The organism is Candidatus Pelagibacter sp. (assembly GCF_965262185.1).
Lineage (GTDB): Bacteria > Pseudomonadota > Alphaproteobacteria > Pelagibacterales > Pelagibacteraceae > Pelagibacter.
This window is the reverse complement of sequence record NZ_OZ253498.1, coordinates 1,218,745-1,234,532: the sequence shown is the minus strand read 5'-3', so window position 1 is coordinate 1,234,532 and position 15,788 is coordinate 1,218,745. Positions and strand designations below refer to the sequence as shown.

Here is a 15,788-nt window from a genome sequence, read left to right as displayed (position 1 = left end):
TTTTTTATTGAAACTATTTAGGATCTAAAGCCCTAGCATCAACACTGTTCCAACCAATATTGATGTCCTCTTTTACTTTTAGCTCAAGGTTAGAGGTGCTATTTGGTACTTTTAAAATAAACTCAGAACTACCAAGTAAATCCAGTCTAACTCTTGTATGGTCACCATGGTAAATTACTTCTTCAATTTTTCCAGTGAACATATTATCCATTTTATCTTTTGGATTTATTAAAGCTCTTTCTGGTCTTAAAGATACTGTAGTTTTTTCACCTTTAGATTTTACTGAAATTGGATTAGCTAATATTTCTGCATTGCTCAATTTAACTTTACACTTATCTTTATCAATATCTGAAACCTCTCCGTTAAAGGTATTGTTTTCACCTATGAATTCTGCAACAAAAGAGTTTACTGGTTTCTCATATAGTTCTGCTGGATCAGATAACTGTTGGACTTTACCATCATTAAATACAGCAATTCTATTTGACATAGTAAGGGCTTCACTTTGATCATGAGTTACATATACAACTGTTACACCAATGCTTTCATGAATGTGTTTAATTTCATACTGCATGCTCTCTCTTAAATTTTTATCTAATGCACCAAGTGGCTCATCCATTAAAACAACAGCTGGATCAAATACAAGCGCTCTTGCAACAGCAACCCTTTGTTGTTGTCCTCCAGAAAGTTGTGCTGGCATTCTAGATTCAAATCCATTTAAAGAAACCATTGATAAAGCTTTGTCTACTTTTTTATCAATTTCACCTTTTTCAACTTTTCTTACCCTTAAAGGAAAGGCTAAATTTTCATAAACTGTCATATGTGGAAACAGTGCATAATTTTGAAACACCATTCCAATTCCTCTTTTGTGAGGCGGAATGTTTGAAATAATATTTCCGTCTAATAAAATTTCTCCATTAGTTGGAGTTTCAAATCCAGCTAACATCATTAGACAAGTTGTTTTACCTGAACCAGATGGTCCAAGCATCGTTATAAATTCACCTTCGGCAATATCTAATTGAAGATCTTTAACGACGAGTACTTTCCCATCATAACTTTTATCTACTTTATCAAATTTTACGAATTCTGGATTTTTAGACATAAAGTTGATTATTAAACATTTGTGAAAGTAGATTTCAATAGTAAATTAACTCTTGATATGAAGCTCTTTTGGAAAATTACAAAATAACTCTGATCCGTTGTCTGTAACCCTAATAGCCTCAGACGCCTCAACACCCCAATCACCAAATTGCATTACAGCAATCATATGAAAACAAACATTTGGCTGAAGAACTGTTTTGTCTCCTTTATATATATTAAGAGTATGCTCTCCCCAATCAGGAGGGTAACCAATCCCTATTGAATAACCAGTTCTTGATCTTTTTTCGATACCATATTTATCGAGTATTTTCCAAAAAGCTTGAGCAACATCGTCTACTGTATTTCCTGCTTTTATTGCACTAATACCAGAGTTTAATGCTTCAATAGTTTTATTCATCGTATCAATTTTTTGTTGATTAGGCTCTCCAAGTAATACTGTTCTAGCCATTGGTGCATGATATCTCTTATAAGTTCCAGAAAGCTCAATAATTGTTGCTTCCCCTTTCATAAATTTATCTTGAGTTGCTGTTAAATGAGAAGCAGAAGTCCCTTTTCCTGTGGGTAGCAAAGTTGCAATACTTGCATATTCACCACCAAATTCTTCTGTCCCATAAAACAAAGCTTTTTGGATTTCTCCAACCGCATCACATTGACGAACTCCTGGATTGATGACTTCCATTGCAGTTTTCATAGCGCTTTCAGAAATTTTTGCAGCTGATTTCATATAATTAATTTCTGCATCAGATTTTGTAAATCTTGCCCAATTCACTAATCGATCACTGTCTTTTAATTTAGCATTTGGCAATCCTTGTTTTATTTTTTCATAACAAAAAGCTGTGAAATAGTGAGCATCCATCTCCAACCCTATTGATAGTTTATCCCATTTTCTTTCTTTAATTATTTCAACTAATCTATCGTAAGGATGTTTGGGCCAAGTATGAATGTACTCTTCATCATACACTAAAATATTTTCATCTTTTAAATAAGTTTTTATATAAGCACCACCTGCATCTTGAGCTCTTACAAAACATAATGGTTCATCTGCATTTACATGAACGATTGCACATTGAGCATAATAGAATGACCAGGCGTCATAACCAGTTAAATAATATAAATTATTTGTGTCATGAGAAATTAAAAGTTCGATACCTTTTTCTTGCATCATTTTTTGAACTTTTTTTAATCTTTGTTTGTATTCTTCTTTAGTAAATGACATTAGTTTGCCTCAAATAGTTTTCCAAATCCCTCAACAGAATTATTTTTATTTATTTTTACAAGAGTATCCCAAATTAATGCTTGATTACTAGATAAAACTACTGTGTTTAATTTTTTTTCAAGTTTATCAATAATTGGCAACACAGGTAGTGCCGTACATGAAACAAACAAAGCCCCTGCCCCATTTAAATCAATTTTAGATAATACGTCATATAAATAATCTTGATCTACTTTACCAATGTCATAATCAGCCTCGATATCAAAGTAAGAATTAGAAGTAATTTCAAATCCCTCAGTTTTAAAATATTCTAAAACCTCATCATTTAGTTTTTTGCTATAAGGTGTAAACAAAGAAATTTTATTTATATTTAATTTTTTTAAAGCTTTAATTGCTGCAGTGCTAGGAGTTGTAACATCAGCCATTGGTTTTGCTGCTTTTACTTTTTGTTCAATTGAATTATATCCAGCAGCAATAGTTCCAGAGGTACAACCATAAACAACACAATCTATATCTTGATCTGGTAAAATATCTTTTGCAACCTCTGTTACTTTATTAGACATTTTAATCAGATTTTCTCTGGTTAAAGGATTGTAACACTCAATACGGTTAACAAAAAAATCGATTTCCCTGTCTTTTATTACATTGATGAAATCTCTCTCGATCATAAAGTCACTTGCAAGAGCTATTAAACCAACTCTTGGGTTTGATTTGCTAATGTATTTTGGATCTATTTTTGTTGAATTCATATTTTAAAAGATGAATATATCAGAAGTTCTTTAATAATCATTAATATTAAACTAACGACATGAATTTAAAAGATACCTTCATTGCATCATTGGTTCCGATTTTTTTAGGTTTTGGTTTTGTTATTGCAAAACCAGCTTTCGATTCTTTTCCACCAATTTTGTTAATGGGTTTGAGATTTATCTTTGCGGCATCAATTTTAATATGGTGGTTTCCAATACCTAGAGGATATTTGTTAAAAATCTTCATAGCTTCTTTAATAGCCAACACATTACAATACAGCATTACTTACTCTGGCTTAGATTTAATTGATGCATCTGCTGCCGTTTTATTAGTTCAAACAGAAGTGCCGTTTGGAGTTATTTTTGCATTCTTTATGCTTAAAGAAAAACCTACAGTTAGGGCTTTAATTGGTATTGGTATAGCGTTTATCGGTGTTTATGTTTTAACTGGCTCACCAAATTTAGATGGAAAAATTATTGGTATTGGATTGACTATACTAGGCTCTGCTATTTGGGCTCTTGGTCAAGTAATGGTGAAACCTTTAAGTAAAGAAATTAATCCTTTAGCATTGGTTGCTTGGATGGCATTATTTTCTGGTCCAATTTTAATATTACTATCAGCAATCATTGATGGAAATACTATAAATTATATCACTAATGCAAAAATTGATCATTGGATAATTGCAATTTACATTGGTTTTATAATGCAGCCTGTAACATATGGTTGCTTTTATTATGTCATAAAAAATAATCCTATTTATAAAGTTCTACCAATTGTAACTATGGGAATTCCTCCAACAGGATTGTTAGCTGCAATTTTTCTTTTAGGAGAAGAGCCAACCAAAGAACTATTCATTGGTGGAGTAATAATAATTATTGGTGTCATATTAATAGTTTTTACAAAAAATAAAAAAGAAGAGGTAAAATAATGAAGATAGGTTTTATTGGTCTAGGAAATGTGGGTGCTAAACTTGCAGGAAGTTTATTAAGAAATGGGTTTGATTTAACTGTAAGAGATGTAGATCAAAATTTAACAGATCAATTTAAAAATTTAGGTGCAAAAGTTGCAAACTCTGGAAAAGAACTTGCAGAACAAGTTGATCTTGTAATTACTTCTTTACCATCTCTAAAAGTAAGTGCAGAAGTTATGGAAGCTGAAGATGGAGTGCTTCAGGGCCTTTCTGAAAATAAAATCTGGCTTGAAATGAGTACTACCGATGAAGCTGAAGTAAAGAGAATTGGTGAAAAAGTAATTGCGAAAAATGCTGCCCCTTTAGATGGCCCTGTAAGTGGTGGTTGTCATAGAGCTGCAACAGGAAATATTGCAATTTTTGTAGGTGGTGAGAGAAGAGCATTTGAAAAAATTTTACCTGTCTTAACAGTCATGGGTAGAAAAATCTTACATACTGGTGAGCTAGGTACAGCAAGTACTCTTAAAGTAATTACAAATTATTTAGCCTCAGTACATTTGATTGCTTTAGGAGAAGCTTGGACGGTTGCTAAAAAATCTAACCTAGATCTTGAAAAGACCTTTAAGGGAATTGCCGCATCATCAGGAAATTCATTTGTTCACGAAACAGAAAGTCAGGTAATTTTGAATGGTTCATATAATATTAATTTTACAATGGATTTAGTTTTAAAAGATACAGGTTTATTTGATGATCTAGCGAAAAAGTTAAATGCTCCACTGGAGATATCTCCAAAAGTTGTTGAAATATTTAAAGATGGACAAAAAAAATATGGATCTAGAGCGTGGTCTTCTATGATTGTAAAAAGAATGGAAGATATAAACAACATTGATTTTAGAGCTAAAGGTTTCCCAGAAGAATTAGTTGATAATGAGCCTGAGGAAAAAGGATATGAAATCTAAATAGTATGCTAAAATAAAATCATGTTAGACAAAAGAAAATTTTATATTGATGGTGAATGGGTAGATCCAGTTAAAAAAAATGATTTTGATGTTATCAATCCATGTAATGAAGATCCTTGTGCAGTAATTTCTCTAGGATCCACTGAAGATACAAATAGAGCAGTAAAAGCTGCAAAAACAGCATTTGAAACTTGGAAAGAAACCTCAAAAGAGGAAAGAATTAAATTATTAGAAAAATTATTAACTATTTATAAAAAAAGATTTAATGAAATGGCAGAAGCTATTTCATTAGAAATGGGTGCTCCAATGGATTGGTCGACTGATGTTCAAACTGCATCAGGGAGAGATCATATAGAAGATTTTATATTAAGACTTAAAAATTTTAACTTTGAAGAACATTTTGATGAAAAATCAAATAACCATATTTGTTATGAACCAATTGGAGTTTGTGGATTAATAACTCCTTGGAATTGGCCAATAAATCAAATTGCTCTTAAGGTTGCTCCAGCATTTGCAACTGGATGTACTATGATTTTAAAACCTTCAGAAATTGCTCCGATATCAGGAATGTTATTTGCTGAAATGATCCATGAAGCTGGTTTTCCAAAAGGAGTTTTTAATTTAGTAAATGGTGATGGGGTCGGAGTTGGAACAGATATTTCAAGTCATCCTGATATTGATATGGTTTCATTTACGGGTTCAACAAGAGCTGGAAGATTGATTTCAAAAAACGCTGCAGAAACAATAAAGAGAGTCTGTTTAGAACTTGGAGGAAAAGGTGGAAATATAGTTTTTGCAGATAGTTATAAAAATGCAGTTCGCGATGGCATAAGAAACGTAATGAGTAACTCAGGTCAATCCTGTGATGCACCTACAAGAATGCTAGTTGAAAAATCAATTTATCAAAGAGCTGTAGATGATGCGGTTGATGAGGCAAATAAAATAGGAGTCGACCAAGCATCTAAAAAAGGAGATCATATAGGACCTGTTATTTCAAAAACTCAGTACGATAAAATAATTGGTTTGATTGAAAGTGGAATTAAAGAAGGTGCAACATTAGCAGCAGGAGGCCCTGAATTGCCTAATGGGTTGAACAAAGGTTATTTTATTAAACCGACAATTTTCACAGATGTTACAAATGAAATGAGAATAGCAAAAGAAGAAATATTTGGTCCAGTTTTATCAATTATTCCATTTGAAACTGAAGATGAGGCAGTTAATATTGTTAATGATACTTCATATGGTTTAGGAAATTATTTACAAACTGAAGATAGAGAAAAGGCTCATAGAGTTGCAAAAAAACTAAGATCAGGCTGCGTTTATATAAACGGAAATGCCGCAGACGCAGGAACTCCATTTGGAGGATATAGGCAATCAGGAAACGGAAGAGAGGGAGGTGTTTGGGGTCTTGAAGAATATCTAGAGGTAAAAACTGTAACTGGCTGGAATTAATTTAATTAATTTATGCACCTAATCCATCGTGGGATCATCAATAAAAATCACAAAGAAAACTTACTAAAATCTTTTCTACAATCATTTAAAAAAGGATATGGAATTGAAACAGATATTCATGCAACAAAAGATGAAAAATTTATTTGTTTTCACGACTTTACTCTAAAGAGAATTTTTAAAGATAAATCTAGTATAAAAAACTTAAATTATTCAGATATTGAAAAAATAACTAAAAAAAAAATACCACTATTAAATGATATTCTTAAAGCATCAAAAAATAAGTATTTTTTGTTTATTGAAATAAAACCAATTTTTTCGAAAAAAATCTTAAAAAAACTAGTAAGTGAAACTTCTGATTATTCTAAATGTGTATTTATTTCTTTTAAACACAAAAATATTTATGACCTTTTAAAAATTAATAAAAAAATTAAAGTTGGACTTTCTTTTCATCCACCATCAAGTATTAAATCAATCATCAAAAAATCATTAAATAAAAATATAAATTGCTTAGTTTTAGATAAATCATATTTAGAAAATAAAAGTATAAAGAAGATTAATAAGGATAAGTATTTTTATACAATCAAAACTAAATCTGAGTTTAAAAAATATAATAAAGAAAATAATCTTATTTTTGAAAATTTATAATTATCTTTTTAGATAATTTAATCTGCCAACTATTTCGTCTCGATCCATATAATAACCTTGCAGATGCCTATGACCAGAATTTGGATTAAATTCAGTTCTACCATGAAGAACTCTTCTATTGTTAAATGAAAAAATATCACCAGGCTCTAATCTAAAATTAATTTGATATTTTGGATCGTGAAGAAGATTTCCAAATCTATGATGAGCTTTGTAAGCTTTTTCCATTACCTCTGGACTACAATCTAAAACATCCATTGTTGCAACACTAAATCTTACATCATTAAAATCACCATCTTTAGTTAAAGTTATTGCTGGTGCATGAAAGTGTCTGTGTGCTTCTTGTGTATAATCTTTGTCTTTAAATTTAAATGGTACATTAACCAATGTATTGAATATTTCACTTTCGTTTTCTCTTAAATAATCGGCAACTTTAAACGCATCTATTGCTGAAGAATTTCCCCCTTCTGCAGAATTTATAAGACAATGAAGAAACTGATACCCTGGAGGATTTTCAAACCAAGGTAAATCCATATGATTTCTCAATGCATGAGCTGTGTATGCCGAATTATTTGGTTTTGGAATGTTAATTACTTCAAAAGGTGTTTTAAAAAATGTTTCACGAGTATGACTTATTCGTTTTAATACATTTAATCCTGAATTTTTTTCAACTGGTGAATTCTTTACAATAGCTATCCCTGTATGATGCAAAAGTTCCAACCATTTAATTAATCCGTCATCAGAACTTATAATTTCATCATGTTCAATTTGAATAGATTCTAAATTTTTTTCAAGGGAACTATCCCAAAGTTTATAGGGAGAAATATACTTTTGTTTGTGTTTTAAAGTATAACAATTTTCTCGAAGCCATTTAGGATCATAATAGCTTGTATGATCTCCTTCACTCCATTCAATTTCTAACTTTCCGTCTGCACTAAGAGAATATTTTTTTGGATTAATATTTTGTGATACATTCAAAATATTAAACATTCGGTGTCTTGAGTCTTTGTCATGAGCAGTTGGGCAATTATCTCTCAACCAAAGATAATTAAATTTGCTCTCTTCGCCATCACTCCAAATAACTTTTAGATAAGTAGAATTTTTTTCAAGTTTAGAAATTGCACTCACTCTTAATCTTTATATAAATGGATATCCAAATCAACTCAATTATGGGTTGTATTATAAATTCAAGGCTTGTTTTTTGTGTTTATTCATTATTAAATCATTGAATTAAAACTTAACCTTAAGGAGATAATTTAATGAAGTTTTTAAAAAGATTAACTATCTCAATTTTCCTTTTATCATCTTTAGTTGTTAGTAATGCTAATGCAGGTGAATGTAAGGCTAGATTGGGAGATTTCGACTGGAGTAGTGCAAATATCCATACAGCGATTACACAGTTTATTCTTGAAAAAGGATATGACTGCGAAGTTTCAGTAACTAAAGGAAGTACTACACCTATTATGGCTGCACACTATGACAAGCAGTTGGATGTCATTACTGAAGTTTGGTATGACAATATCATAGCTAACTACGAGCCACACGAAAAAGCTGGTACTATTAAAAATATTGGAGTGAACACTCCAGACTCTCAACAAGCTTTTTACGTTGATAAGGCAACAGCTGATAAATACAATTTAAAATCTGTAGAAGATATGAAAGATCCAAAAATAGCTGCACTATTTAAAGATCCAGAAGATCCATCTAAAGGAAGAATGACTAGCTGTATTTCTGGTTGGACTTGTTACACGGTTAACATGGTTAAACAAAAAGAATATGGTTTAGATGAATTCTACACTAATTTTGACCCAGGTTCTGGTGGTGCATTAGATGCTGCTATTGCAGGTGCTTTTGCAAAGAAAAAACCTATTTTTACTTACTACTGGGCACCAACTGGTTTAATGGGAAAAGTTGATCTTGTTAGATTAAGTGAACCTGCTTTTGATTCAGATTGTTGGAACAGAATGTCTGCAGTTGTAGAGGATATCAAAGCAAATGGTCCAGATGCTTATAAACCTAGCTGTGCTTGCGAATATAGAGATATGGCTTTAACTAAATCTGTTTTAACTGATTGGGCAAAAGCTCATCCAGCTGAAACTGCATTTTTAGAAAAATATACAATTCCAACAGCTACAGTTAACAAAATGTTAGCTTTCTACGAAGATGAGTCAGATGGTGACATGGAATTAACTGCTAAGGAGTTTTTAAAAACTGAAACAATGTGGAAAAGCTGGGTTCCAGCTGATGTAGCTTCTAAAGTTACTGCTGCGTTGTAGTCTTTAATTAAATTTGAAAGAGCCCTTTTTTAAGGGCTCTTTCAATAATTTGAATAAATTCATCTTATGGAAATAAAAAAAAATAAAAATTTATTTTTCAATATTGGTCTGCTGTTATTTTTTGTATGGCTATTAATTATTAGTTATAGCTCATCCAAAAGAAAACCTGACAATATAGGTGAATTATTAAACGATTTTTCATGGCTTCAAAAATGGCCAAAGTGGTTGGACCTTCCTTTAATGAAATGGATAAACATTGGTTTTAAAAAACTAAACGAAACATACGGTTTTATATTTGAAGCCATAAATAACTTTTTATTAGCTATGTTGGTTGCGCTTAAAAATTTTTTAATTTTAGCTCCATGGCCTACAGTAGTTTTAGGGGTTACGGCAATTGCATATTTTGCAAGCGGTCGTAAAATAAAGACAACTGTTTTTGTTGGCTTTTGTACTTTCTTCATTGGATTTTTACATCCAATTTTTTGGCAAAAAGCCATTGAAACAACAGCTATTATGCTAATTAGCATCTTTTTATGTTTAGTTTTTGGTATGCCTATAGGAATACTTATGTCCAGAGCTGAGAGAATAAGAAACAAAATTCTTCCAATTCTTGACTTGATGCAGACTATACCTGCATTTGTATATTTAATTCCTGGAATAATGTTGTTTGGTTTAGGAGCAGTTCCAGCAATTATTGCTACTTTTATTTATGCTGTGCCTCCTTTGGTAAGACTTACTGATCTAGGTATAAGGTTGGTTGATAAAGAAGTAATTGAAGCAGCAGATGCTTTTGGAGCAAGTAAAAAACAAAAATTATGGGGTGTACAAATGCCTCTTGCTTTACCAAACATTATGCAAGGTATAAACCAATGTACAATGATGGCTTTATCTATGGTGGTTATTGCATCAATGATTGGAACAAGAGGTTTAGGTGACGAAGTTCTGCTAGGTTTACAGCAGCTAAATGTTGGTAGAGCTGCAGAAGCAGGAATTGCGATAGTGCTTTTGGCTATTGTACTTGATAGAATAACTCAATCTTACGGAGAAACTTTACAAGAAAGACGAGCTCCAGAAAAAAAGAAAGGTAAATAATGTCTAAAATAGAGATTAAAAATGTTTACAAAATTTTTGGAAATAATCCTCAATCTGTAATGCCGATGGTAAGAGATGGTGCAAACAAAGAAGAGGTTTTGGAACAAACTGGACACACAGTTGGACTTGATAATGTTTCATTGAATATTGAAGAAGGCGAAACGTTTGTATGTATGGGTCTTTCAGGATCAGGAAAATCTACACTGATTAGACATCTCAACAGGTTGATTGATCCAACTGATGGAGAAATTTTAGTTGAGGGAACAAATGTGATGTCATTCAACAAAGAACAACTTATTAATTTTAGAAGACATAAAATGAGCATGGTGTTTCAAAGATTTGGATTATTCCCTCATAAAACAGTTTTGCAAAACATAGGTTATGGTTTGGAAATGCAAGGAAAACCTGAAGATGAAAGAGACAGAGTTGCGATGGAAAAAATTGAAGCTGTTGGATTAAGTGGATTTGAAAATCAATTTCCAAATCAGTTATCAGGAGGAATGCAACAACGTGTTGGCTTAGCAAGAGCTCTTGCTACTGACAGTGATATTATGCTTATGGATGAAGCTTTCAGTGCGTTAGATCCCTTGATTAGAAGTGACATGCAAAAACAGTTACTTGATCTTCAATCAGAATTAAAAAAAACTATTGTATTTATTACACACGACTTGGATGAGTCTCTTAGACTTGGTGATCATATTGGAATATTAAATGCTGGAAAATTAGTTCAAGTAGGAACACCTGTAGATATCATAATGAACCCAGCTGATGATTATGTAAAGGCCTTTGTAAAAGATGTTAACAGAGCAAAAGTTATTAAAGCCAAAGTTGTTATGAAAGATATTAACAATGCTAATGATATAGATAAATCTAGTTTAATAAAAGTAAATGAAGATCAGTTTATTGAAGAATTCCTACCACAAATAGTTTGTTCAAATTCTAACTGTGAAGTGGTTGACAAAAATGGAAATGTTAAAGGTTATATATCTAACAAAGAATTGCAGTCATCTTTAACAAAATCATAATTAATGGTTAATCAATCATTAAAGAATAAAAAAATAATTATTTCAGCAGGTGCATCTGGTATTGGGTGGGCTACAGCAAAAGTATGTCTTGATAAAGGTGCTATAGTATTCATATGTGATATTGATAAAAAACATTTATTGAAAGCAAAAAAACATAAACTAAATAAGAAAAAACTTTTTGTTTACGAGTGTGATGCTTCAGATGAAAATAAAGTTAAAGAATTATTTGCCCAGATAAATAAAAAAACTAAAAAAATTGATTGTTTAATTAATAATGTTGGCGTTGCTGGTCCAACTGGAACTATTGAAAAATTAAAATCCAAAGATTGGGAAAATACCTTAAAGGTAAATGTTATAAGTCATTTTTATTTTACTAAACTTGCAATTCCAATGCTTAAAAAAAATAAAGGTGGATCTATTATAAATTTATCCTCTGGTGCTGGTATTATGGGATTTCCTCTAAGATCTCCCTATGCTGCAAGTAAATGGGCAATAGTTGGGGTTACTAAAACATTGGCGATGGAACTAGGTAAATTTAAAATAAGAGTAAATGCTATATGTCCTGGAACAATTAAAGGTGATCGAATGGTTAGAGTTATTAGAGATAAATCAAAGTTTTTGAAAATTTCAAAAAAACAAATTGAGAAAGAATTTGTATCAATGGCTTCAATGAACTGTTGGATCTACGAAGAAGATATCGGAAAAATGTGCAGTTTTCTAATCTCAAACGAAGCTGAGAGAATTTCTGGTCAAATAATTGGTGTGGACGGAAACGCTATAAGATTAGACTAATTAGCAAATCTTTTAAACTTAGGAAGCTTATCATTAATTTTATAAAAATCTGATTTAGTTCCTACAAAAATATTTCTCATAGTTTTTAAACCTGTTTTTCCATTAAATAATCCTGCTGCTATAGATATGTTATCCGCTGGTTTGAACTTGAAAAAAATACTCGCACCACATTTATTACAAAAACCTCTTTTTGCATTTTTAGAGGATTTATACCATCTTAGTGTTTTTTTACTTTGAAACTTGATGTCTTTTTCTTTTATGTTTGTATAAGCTCCAAATGTTCCATGTGTTTTTCTGCATTGAATGCAATGACAATTTGATACATTTCTTAGCTTGCCATTTGTTTTGAATTTTACACCGTTGCATAAACAGCTAGCAATTAAAGATTTTTTCATAAGTTTATCTACCCTCTAATTTTCTTTTCATATTTACTTCTCAATTTTTGCAAATCAACTAGATATTGGTCTCTTATATTTGAAATCCTCTCAATTGATTTTCCTTTTGCTTGTTTGGCTGTCCCTGAAATCAACCTTAATGACAATTTTTTTGTAAGTTTTGGTGCCTTTAATTTTGTCCATGGAAGTTTTAGTGCAGGTCCGAACTGTTCTAACATATGCTTCATTCCCGACTTACCTCCAGCAAGATGAAAGGTTAAAAATGTACCCATTAAAGACCATCTCAAACCAGGCCCATCTTCAATTGCTCTATCCAATTCTTCTGTGGTTGCATATCCTTCATTAATAATATGCAAACCTTCTCGCCATAGTGCTTCTTGTAATCGATCAGATAAATAACCAGGTAATTCACTTTTTACCATAATTGGATTCATTGAAATTGATTTATAAAAAGCTTTAGCAATATTTAAGTTTTTTTTTGAAGTTTTTTTTCCAGGTACAATTTCTACAGCAGGCAACAAATATACTGGGTTAAAAGGGTGTCCTATCAAACCTCTTTCTGGATTTTTACATTTTGAATATATTCTTGTAGGCAACAAACCTGATGAACTTGAAGAAATTATAGAATTCGGTTTTGCATATTTTCCGATAATATTCATTAATTTTGTTTTTAAAGAATAATTTTCTGTAGCACATTCTTGAATAAAATCTGCGTTATTTAGTGTTTTTTCTATAGAAGTGAAAAAATGAAAATTTTTTAAATTTAATTTTTTTTTATTAAATAATTTTTTTACAAAAGGCCAAGTTCTTTTTATTTCTAAAATTAAATTTTTTTTTAATTTTATATCTTTGTCAAAAGCGTACACAATTTTGTTATGTGCTAAGCAACGAATAATCCACCCTACTCCAATTACGCCCGTACCAATTACTGCTACTTTATTAATTTTGGACATTACTTGTGTTTAACAAGTTTTAACTTTTGTCTAGTTTCGGCGGGAGTCATTGGTGAGTAACCAATCTCATCTACAATTCTTACAGCTTTTTCAACTAATTGTGCATTGGTGGCAAGTTTTCCTTTTGATAAATATAAATTATCCTCAAGACCTACTCTTGGGTTACCTCCCATTAAAACCGTTTGAGCAACAAATGGCATTTCATTTTTTGAAATTGCAAAACCAGACCAAACACCCTCTTTTGGCATAATATCTTTCATTGCTTGCATAGCTAATGTTGTTGCAGGTGCTCCCCATGGTATTCCTAAACACATTTGAAACATTGGCGGGTCACTTAATAATCCCTCTTTATATAATTGAGCACCAAACCACATGTTTCCTAAATCAAATGCTTCTATTTCTGGTTTAACACCTATTTCTTTTAATTTTTTTGCAGCTTTTCTTAAATCATTTGGTGTATTAACTGTAATAACTGAGCTATCACCAAAATTTAATGTTCCTGCATCTAATGTGCAAATTTCAGGTAAAAACTGTTCAGCATTTGCAATTCTTTCCATAACATTTGCCATATCTGTCATAGGTCCAAATTCTAAAGGATTGTCTCCCTGACCAATATCTAGATCTCCACCCATTCCAGTTGTTAAATTTAAAATAACATCTGTGTCACTTGAACGAATTCTATCTACAACTTCTTTGTATAATTCTAACCTTCTACTTGGAGTACCATCTTCCTCTCTTACATGAATGTGTGCTATTGCAGCTCCAGCTTTAGCAGCTTCAATCGAAGCTTTTGCGATTTGTTCAGGTGTTTTTGGTAAATCAGGATGCTTACTTGCAGTATCTCCTGACCCAGTCACAGCACATGATATGAATACCTTATTGTTCATTTTAAGTAAGATTTATACTATTATAAAAAGGACGAGGGAATAAAAAAATGTCATTTCACATAATAGATCAAACAATCAAAAAAGAATGGACCGATTACAATGATCACATGAACATGGCTTACTATGTCCTGGTTTTTGATCAGACTTGGGAGGTAATTCTTGAAAAATTTAAGATGGGTGAAAAATCTGCAAAAGATACTCAACGAAGTACTATGGTTGTTGAAACCCGAACTACTTATGATGGAGAAGTTAAAGAAGGAGATGAGGTTGAAATTGTTTTAACCTTTTTTGATCATGATAAAAAGAGACTACATTTCAAAATGGAAATGATTGAAAAATCATCAAAAAAATTATCTGCAACCATTGAAATGTTATCTCTCTATATTGATCTTAGTAAAAGAAAAGTTACAGAATTTGAGGACGAAAAAATTAAAATTATGGACGACTTTATAAATGAAAATAAAAATGAATTTAATTCTGATAATTTAACAATTATAGGAAAACTTAAAAAATGATTGATGTAAAATTATTATCAGGGGCATTAGGTGCAGAAATAAATGGAATTAATCTAACTGATGTTTCAGATGAAAATTTTAAAAAAATAAATGATCTATTGTTAGAACACAAAGTTATTTTTTTTAGAGATCAACCTTTAACCACTGAACAGCATATTGCATTAGCTGCAAAGTTTGGCCCATTAGAAACGCATGCATATGTTAAAGGCCGAAGTGAATTTCCTGAAATTGTAAGAATAATTAAGAAACCTGATGAAAAAACACAATGGGGCGAAGGTTGGCATTCAGATGTTAGTTACAATAAAAAGCCAACAAAGGCAGTTGTTTTAAAATCAATTAAAATTCCTCCAGTTGGAGGGGATACTGTTTTTTCAAATATGGAACTTGCATGGGAAACATTAGATGATGATATGAAAAATAAGATTAAAGATAAAAAAGCTGTTCATTCATCAAGAGGTGGAGGGTTTTTCCTAGATAAATATAAAGCAATGGAGAGCAATGGAAATATGGATGAATACTCAAATACTCATCCAATTTTAAGAACTCATCCCGAAACAGGTAAAAAAATTCTTTTTGTTAACTGGACCTATACAAAAGAAATAGTTGGCATGGATAAAAAAGAAAGTGATGAGATATTAAATTATTTATTTGAACATCAAGCTAGATTAGATCTTACTTGTAGATTTAAATGGACAGAAAATGCAATTGCGATCTGGGATAATAGAAGTGTTCAACACTATGCTATTGCTGATTTTTATCCAAATAAAGGGCTTGGTTTTGAAAGAGTAATGGATCGTATAGCTGTTGAAGGAGATAATCCGCAATAATT

The 15,788-nt window shown here is 31.3% G+C and carries 17 protein-coding genes; 10 read left to right on the top strand and 7 right to left on the bottom strand.

Annotated elements, in window-relative coordinates; translation table 11 throughout:
- Positions 1-13: 13 nt before the first annotated feature.
- The 3 genes from ACQY31_RS06755 to ACQY31_RS06745 are packed head-to-tail and all read right to left on the bottom strand — an operon-like array spanning position 14 to position 3,060.
- Positions 14-1,099 (bottom strand): ABC transporter ATP-binding protein, encoded by a 1,086-nt coding sequence (locus tag ACQY31_RS06755; protein ID WP_428079704.1) that lies wholly within the window; start codon positions 1,097-1,099, stop codon positions 14-16.
- A 45-nt stretch (positions 1,100-1,144) separates the two neighbouring features.
- Positions 1,145-2,314: a M24 family metallopeptidase gene (locus ACQY31_RS06750; RefSeq protein WP_428079702.1), complete on the bottom strand. Its 1,170-nt coding sequence runs from the start codon at positions 2,312-2,314 to the stop codon at positions 1,145-1,147.
- On the bottom strand, positions 2,314-3,060 hold the full coding sequence (locus tag ACQY31_RS06745; protein ID WP_428079700.1) for a maleate cis-trans isomerase family protein: 747 nt from the start codon (positions 3,058-3,060) through the stop codon (positions 2,314-2,316). Before ACQY31_RS06745 ends, ACQY31_RS06750 begins: the two co-directional genes overlap by 1 nt.
- Before the next feature lie 59 nt (positions 3,061-3,119).
- Between ACQY31_RS06745 and ACQY31_RS06740 the strand changes: the two genes are divergently transcribed.
- From ACQY31_RS06740 to ACQY31_RS06725, 4 genes are read left to right on the top strand one after another with little or no spacing between them, the layout of a single operon-like run.
- Positions 3,120-3,989, top strand: coding sequence for a DMT family transporter (locus ACQY31_RS06740; RefSeq protein WP_428079698.1), 870 nt, complete (start codon positions 3,120-3,122; stop codon positions 3,987-3,989).
- Positions 3,989-4,930, top strand: a complete 942-nt coding sequence (locus ACQY31_RS06735; RefSeq protein WP_428079696.1) for an NAD(P)-dependent oxidoreductase — start codon at positions 3,989-3,991, stop codon at positions 4,928-4,930. The genes ACQY31_RS06740 and ACQY31_RS06735 overlap by 1 nt, the downstream gene beginning before the upstream one ends.
- 21 nt (positions 4,931-4,951) lie before the next feature.
- Complete coding sequence (locus ACQY31_RS06730) at positions 4,952-6,382, top strand: aldehyde dehydrogenase family protein (protein WP_428079694.1); 1,431 nt, start codon at positions 4,952-4,954, stop codon at positions 6,380-6,382.
- Between the two features lie 12 nt (positions 6,383-6,394).
- The gene (locus ACQY31_RS06725) at positions 6,395-7,027 is read left to right on the top strand and encodes a glycerophosphodiester phosphodiesterase (RefSeq protein WP_428079692.1); all 633 of its coding nucleotides are present in this window, start codon (positions 6,395-6,397) and stop codon (positions 7,025-7,027) included.
- Here the strand turns inward: ACQY31_RS06725 and ACQY31_RS06720 are convergent, their stop codons facing one another.
- A complete protein-coding gene (locus ACQY31_RS06720) occupies positions 7,028-8,152 on the bottom strand; it encodes a TauD/TfdA family dioxygenase (RefSeq protein WP_428079690.1) in 1,125 nt (374 codons plus the stop codon).
- Between the two features lie 131 nt (positions 8,153-8,283).
- On the opposite strand from ACQY31_RS06720, the gene ACQY31_RS06715 reads away from it, so the two are divergent.
- From ACQY31_RS06715 to ACQY31_RS06700, 4 genes are all read left to right on the top strand, one after another.
- Complete coding sequence (locus ACQY31_RS06715; protein WP_428079688.1) at positions 8,284-9,300, top strand: glycine betaine ABC transporter substrate-binding protein; 1,017 nt, start codon at positions 8,284-8,286, stop codon at positions 9,298-9,300.
- 240 nt (positions 9,301-9,540) lie between these two features.
- A complete protein-coding gene (locus tag ACQY31_RS06710; protein WP_428081204.1) occupies positions 9,541-10,392 on the top strand; it encodes an ABC transporter permease in 852 nt (283 codons plus the stop codon).
- Positions 10,392-11,417: a quaternary amine ABC transporter ATP-binding protein gene (locus ACQY31_RS06705; protein ID WP_428079686.1), complete on the top strand. Its 1,026-nt coding sequence runs from the start codon at positions 10,392-10,394 to the stop codon at positions 11,415-11,417. The genes ACQY31_RS06710 and ACQY31_RS06705 overlap by 1 nt, the downstream gene beginning before the upstream one ends.
- Before the next feature lie 3 nt (positions 11,418-11,420).
- Positions 11,421-12,209, top strand: a complete 789-nt coding sequence (locus ACQY31_RS06700; RefSeq protein ID WP_428079684.1) for an SDR family oxidoreductase — start codon at positions 11,421-11,423, stop codon at positions 12,207-12,209.
- On the opposite strand, the gene ACQY31_RS06695 is transcribed toward ACQY31_RS06700, so the two are convergent.
- Genes ACQY31_RS06695 through ACQY31_RS06685 form a run of 3 tightly spaced genes read right to left on the bottom strand, consistent with a single transcriptional unit; the run spans position 12,206 to position 14,444 of the window.
- Positions 12,206-12,604 (bottom strand): GFA family protein, encoded by a 399-nt coding sequence (locus tag ACQY31_RS06695; protein ID WP_428079682.1) that lies wholly within the window; start codon positions 12,602-12,604, stop codon positions 12,206-12,208. The genes ACQY31_RS06700 and ACQY31_RS06695 overlap by 4 nt on opposite strands.
- A gap of 8 nt (positions 12,605-12,612) precedes the next feature.
- Positions 12,613-13,557, bottom strand: a complete 945-nt coding sequence (locus tag ACQY31_RS06690; protein WP_428079681.1) for a 3-hydroxyacyl-CoA dehydrogenase NAD-binding domain-containing protein — start codon at positions 13,555-13,557, stop codon at positions 12,613-12,615.
- Positions 13,557-14,444 (bottom strand): 3-keto-5-aminohexanoate cleavage protein, encoded by an 888-nt coding sequence (locus tag ACQY31_RS06685; protein WP_428079679.1) that lies wholly within the window; start codon positions 14,442-14,444, stop codon positions 13,557-13,559. The genes ACQY31_RS06690 and ACQY31_RS06685 overlap by 1 nt, the downstream gene beginning before the upstream one ends.
- A gap of 47 nt (positions 14,445-14,491) precedes the next feature.
- Between ACQY31_RS06685 and ACQY31_RS06680 the strand changes: the two genes are divergently transcribed.
- Positions 14,492-14,959, top strand: coding sequence for a thioesterase family protein (locus ACQY31_RS06680; protein ID WP_428079677.1), 468 nt, complete (start codon positions 14,492-14,494; stop codon positions 14,957-14,959).
- Positions 14,956-15,786 (top strand): TauD/TfdA dioxygenase family protein, encoded by an 831-nt coding sequence (locus ACQY31_RS06675; protein WP_428079675.1) that lies wholly within the window; start codon positions 14,956-14,958, stop codon positions 15,784-15,786. The genes ACQY31_RS06680 and ACQY31_RS06675 overlap by 4 nt, the downstream gene beginning before the upstream one ends.
- The last annotated feature ends 2 nt before the right edge of the window (positions 15,787-15,788 follow it).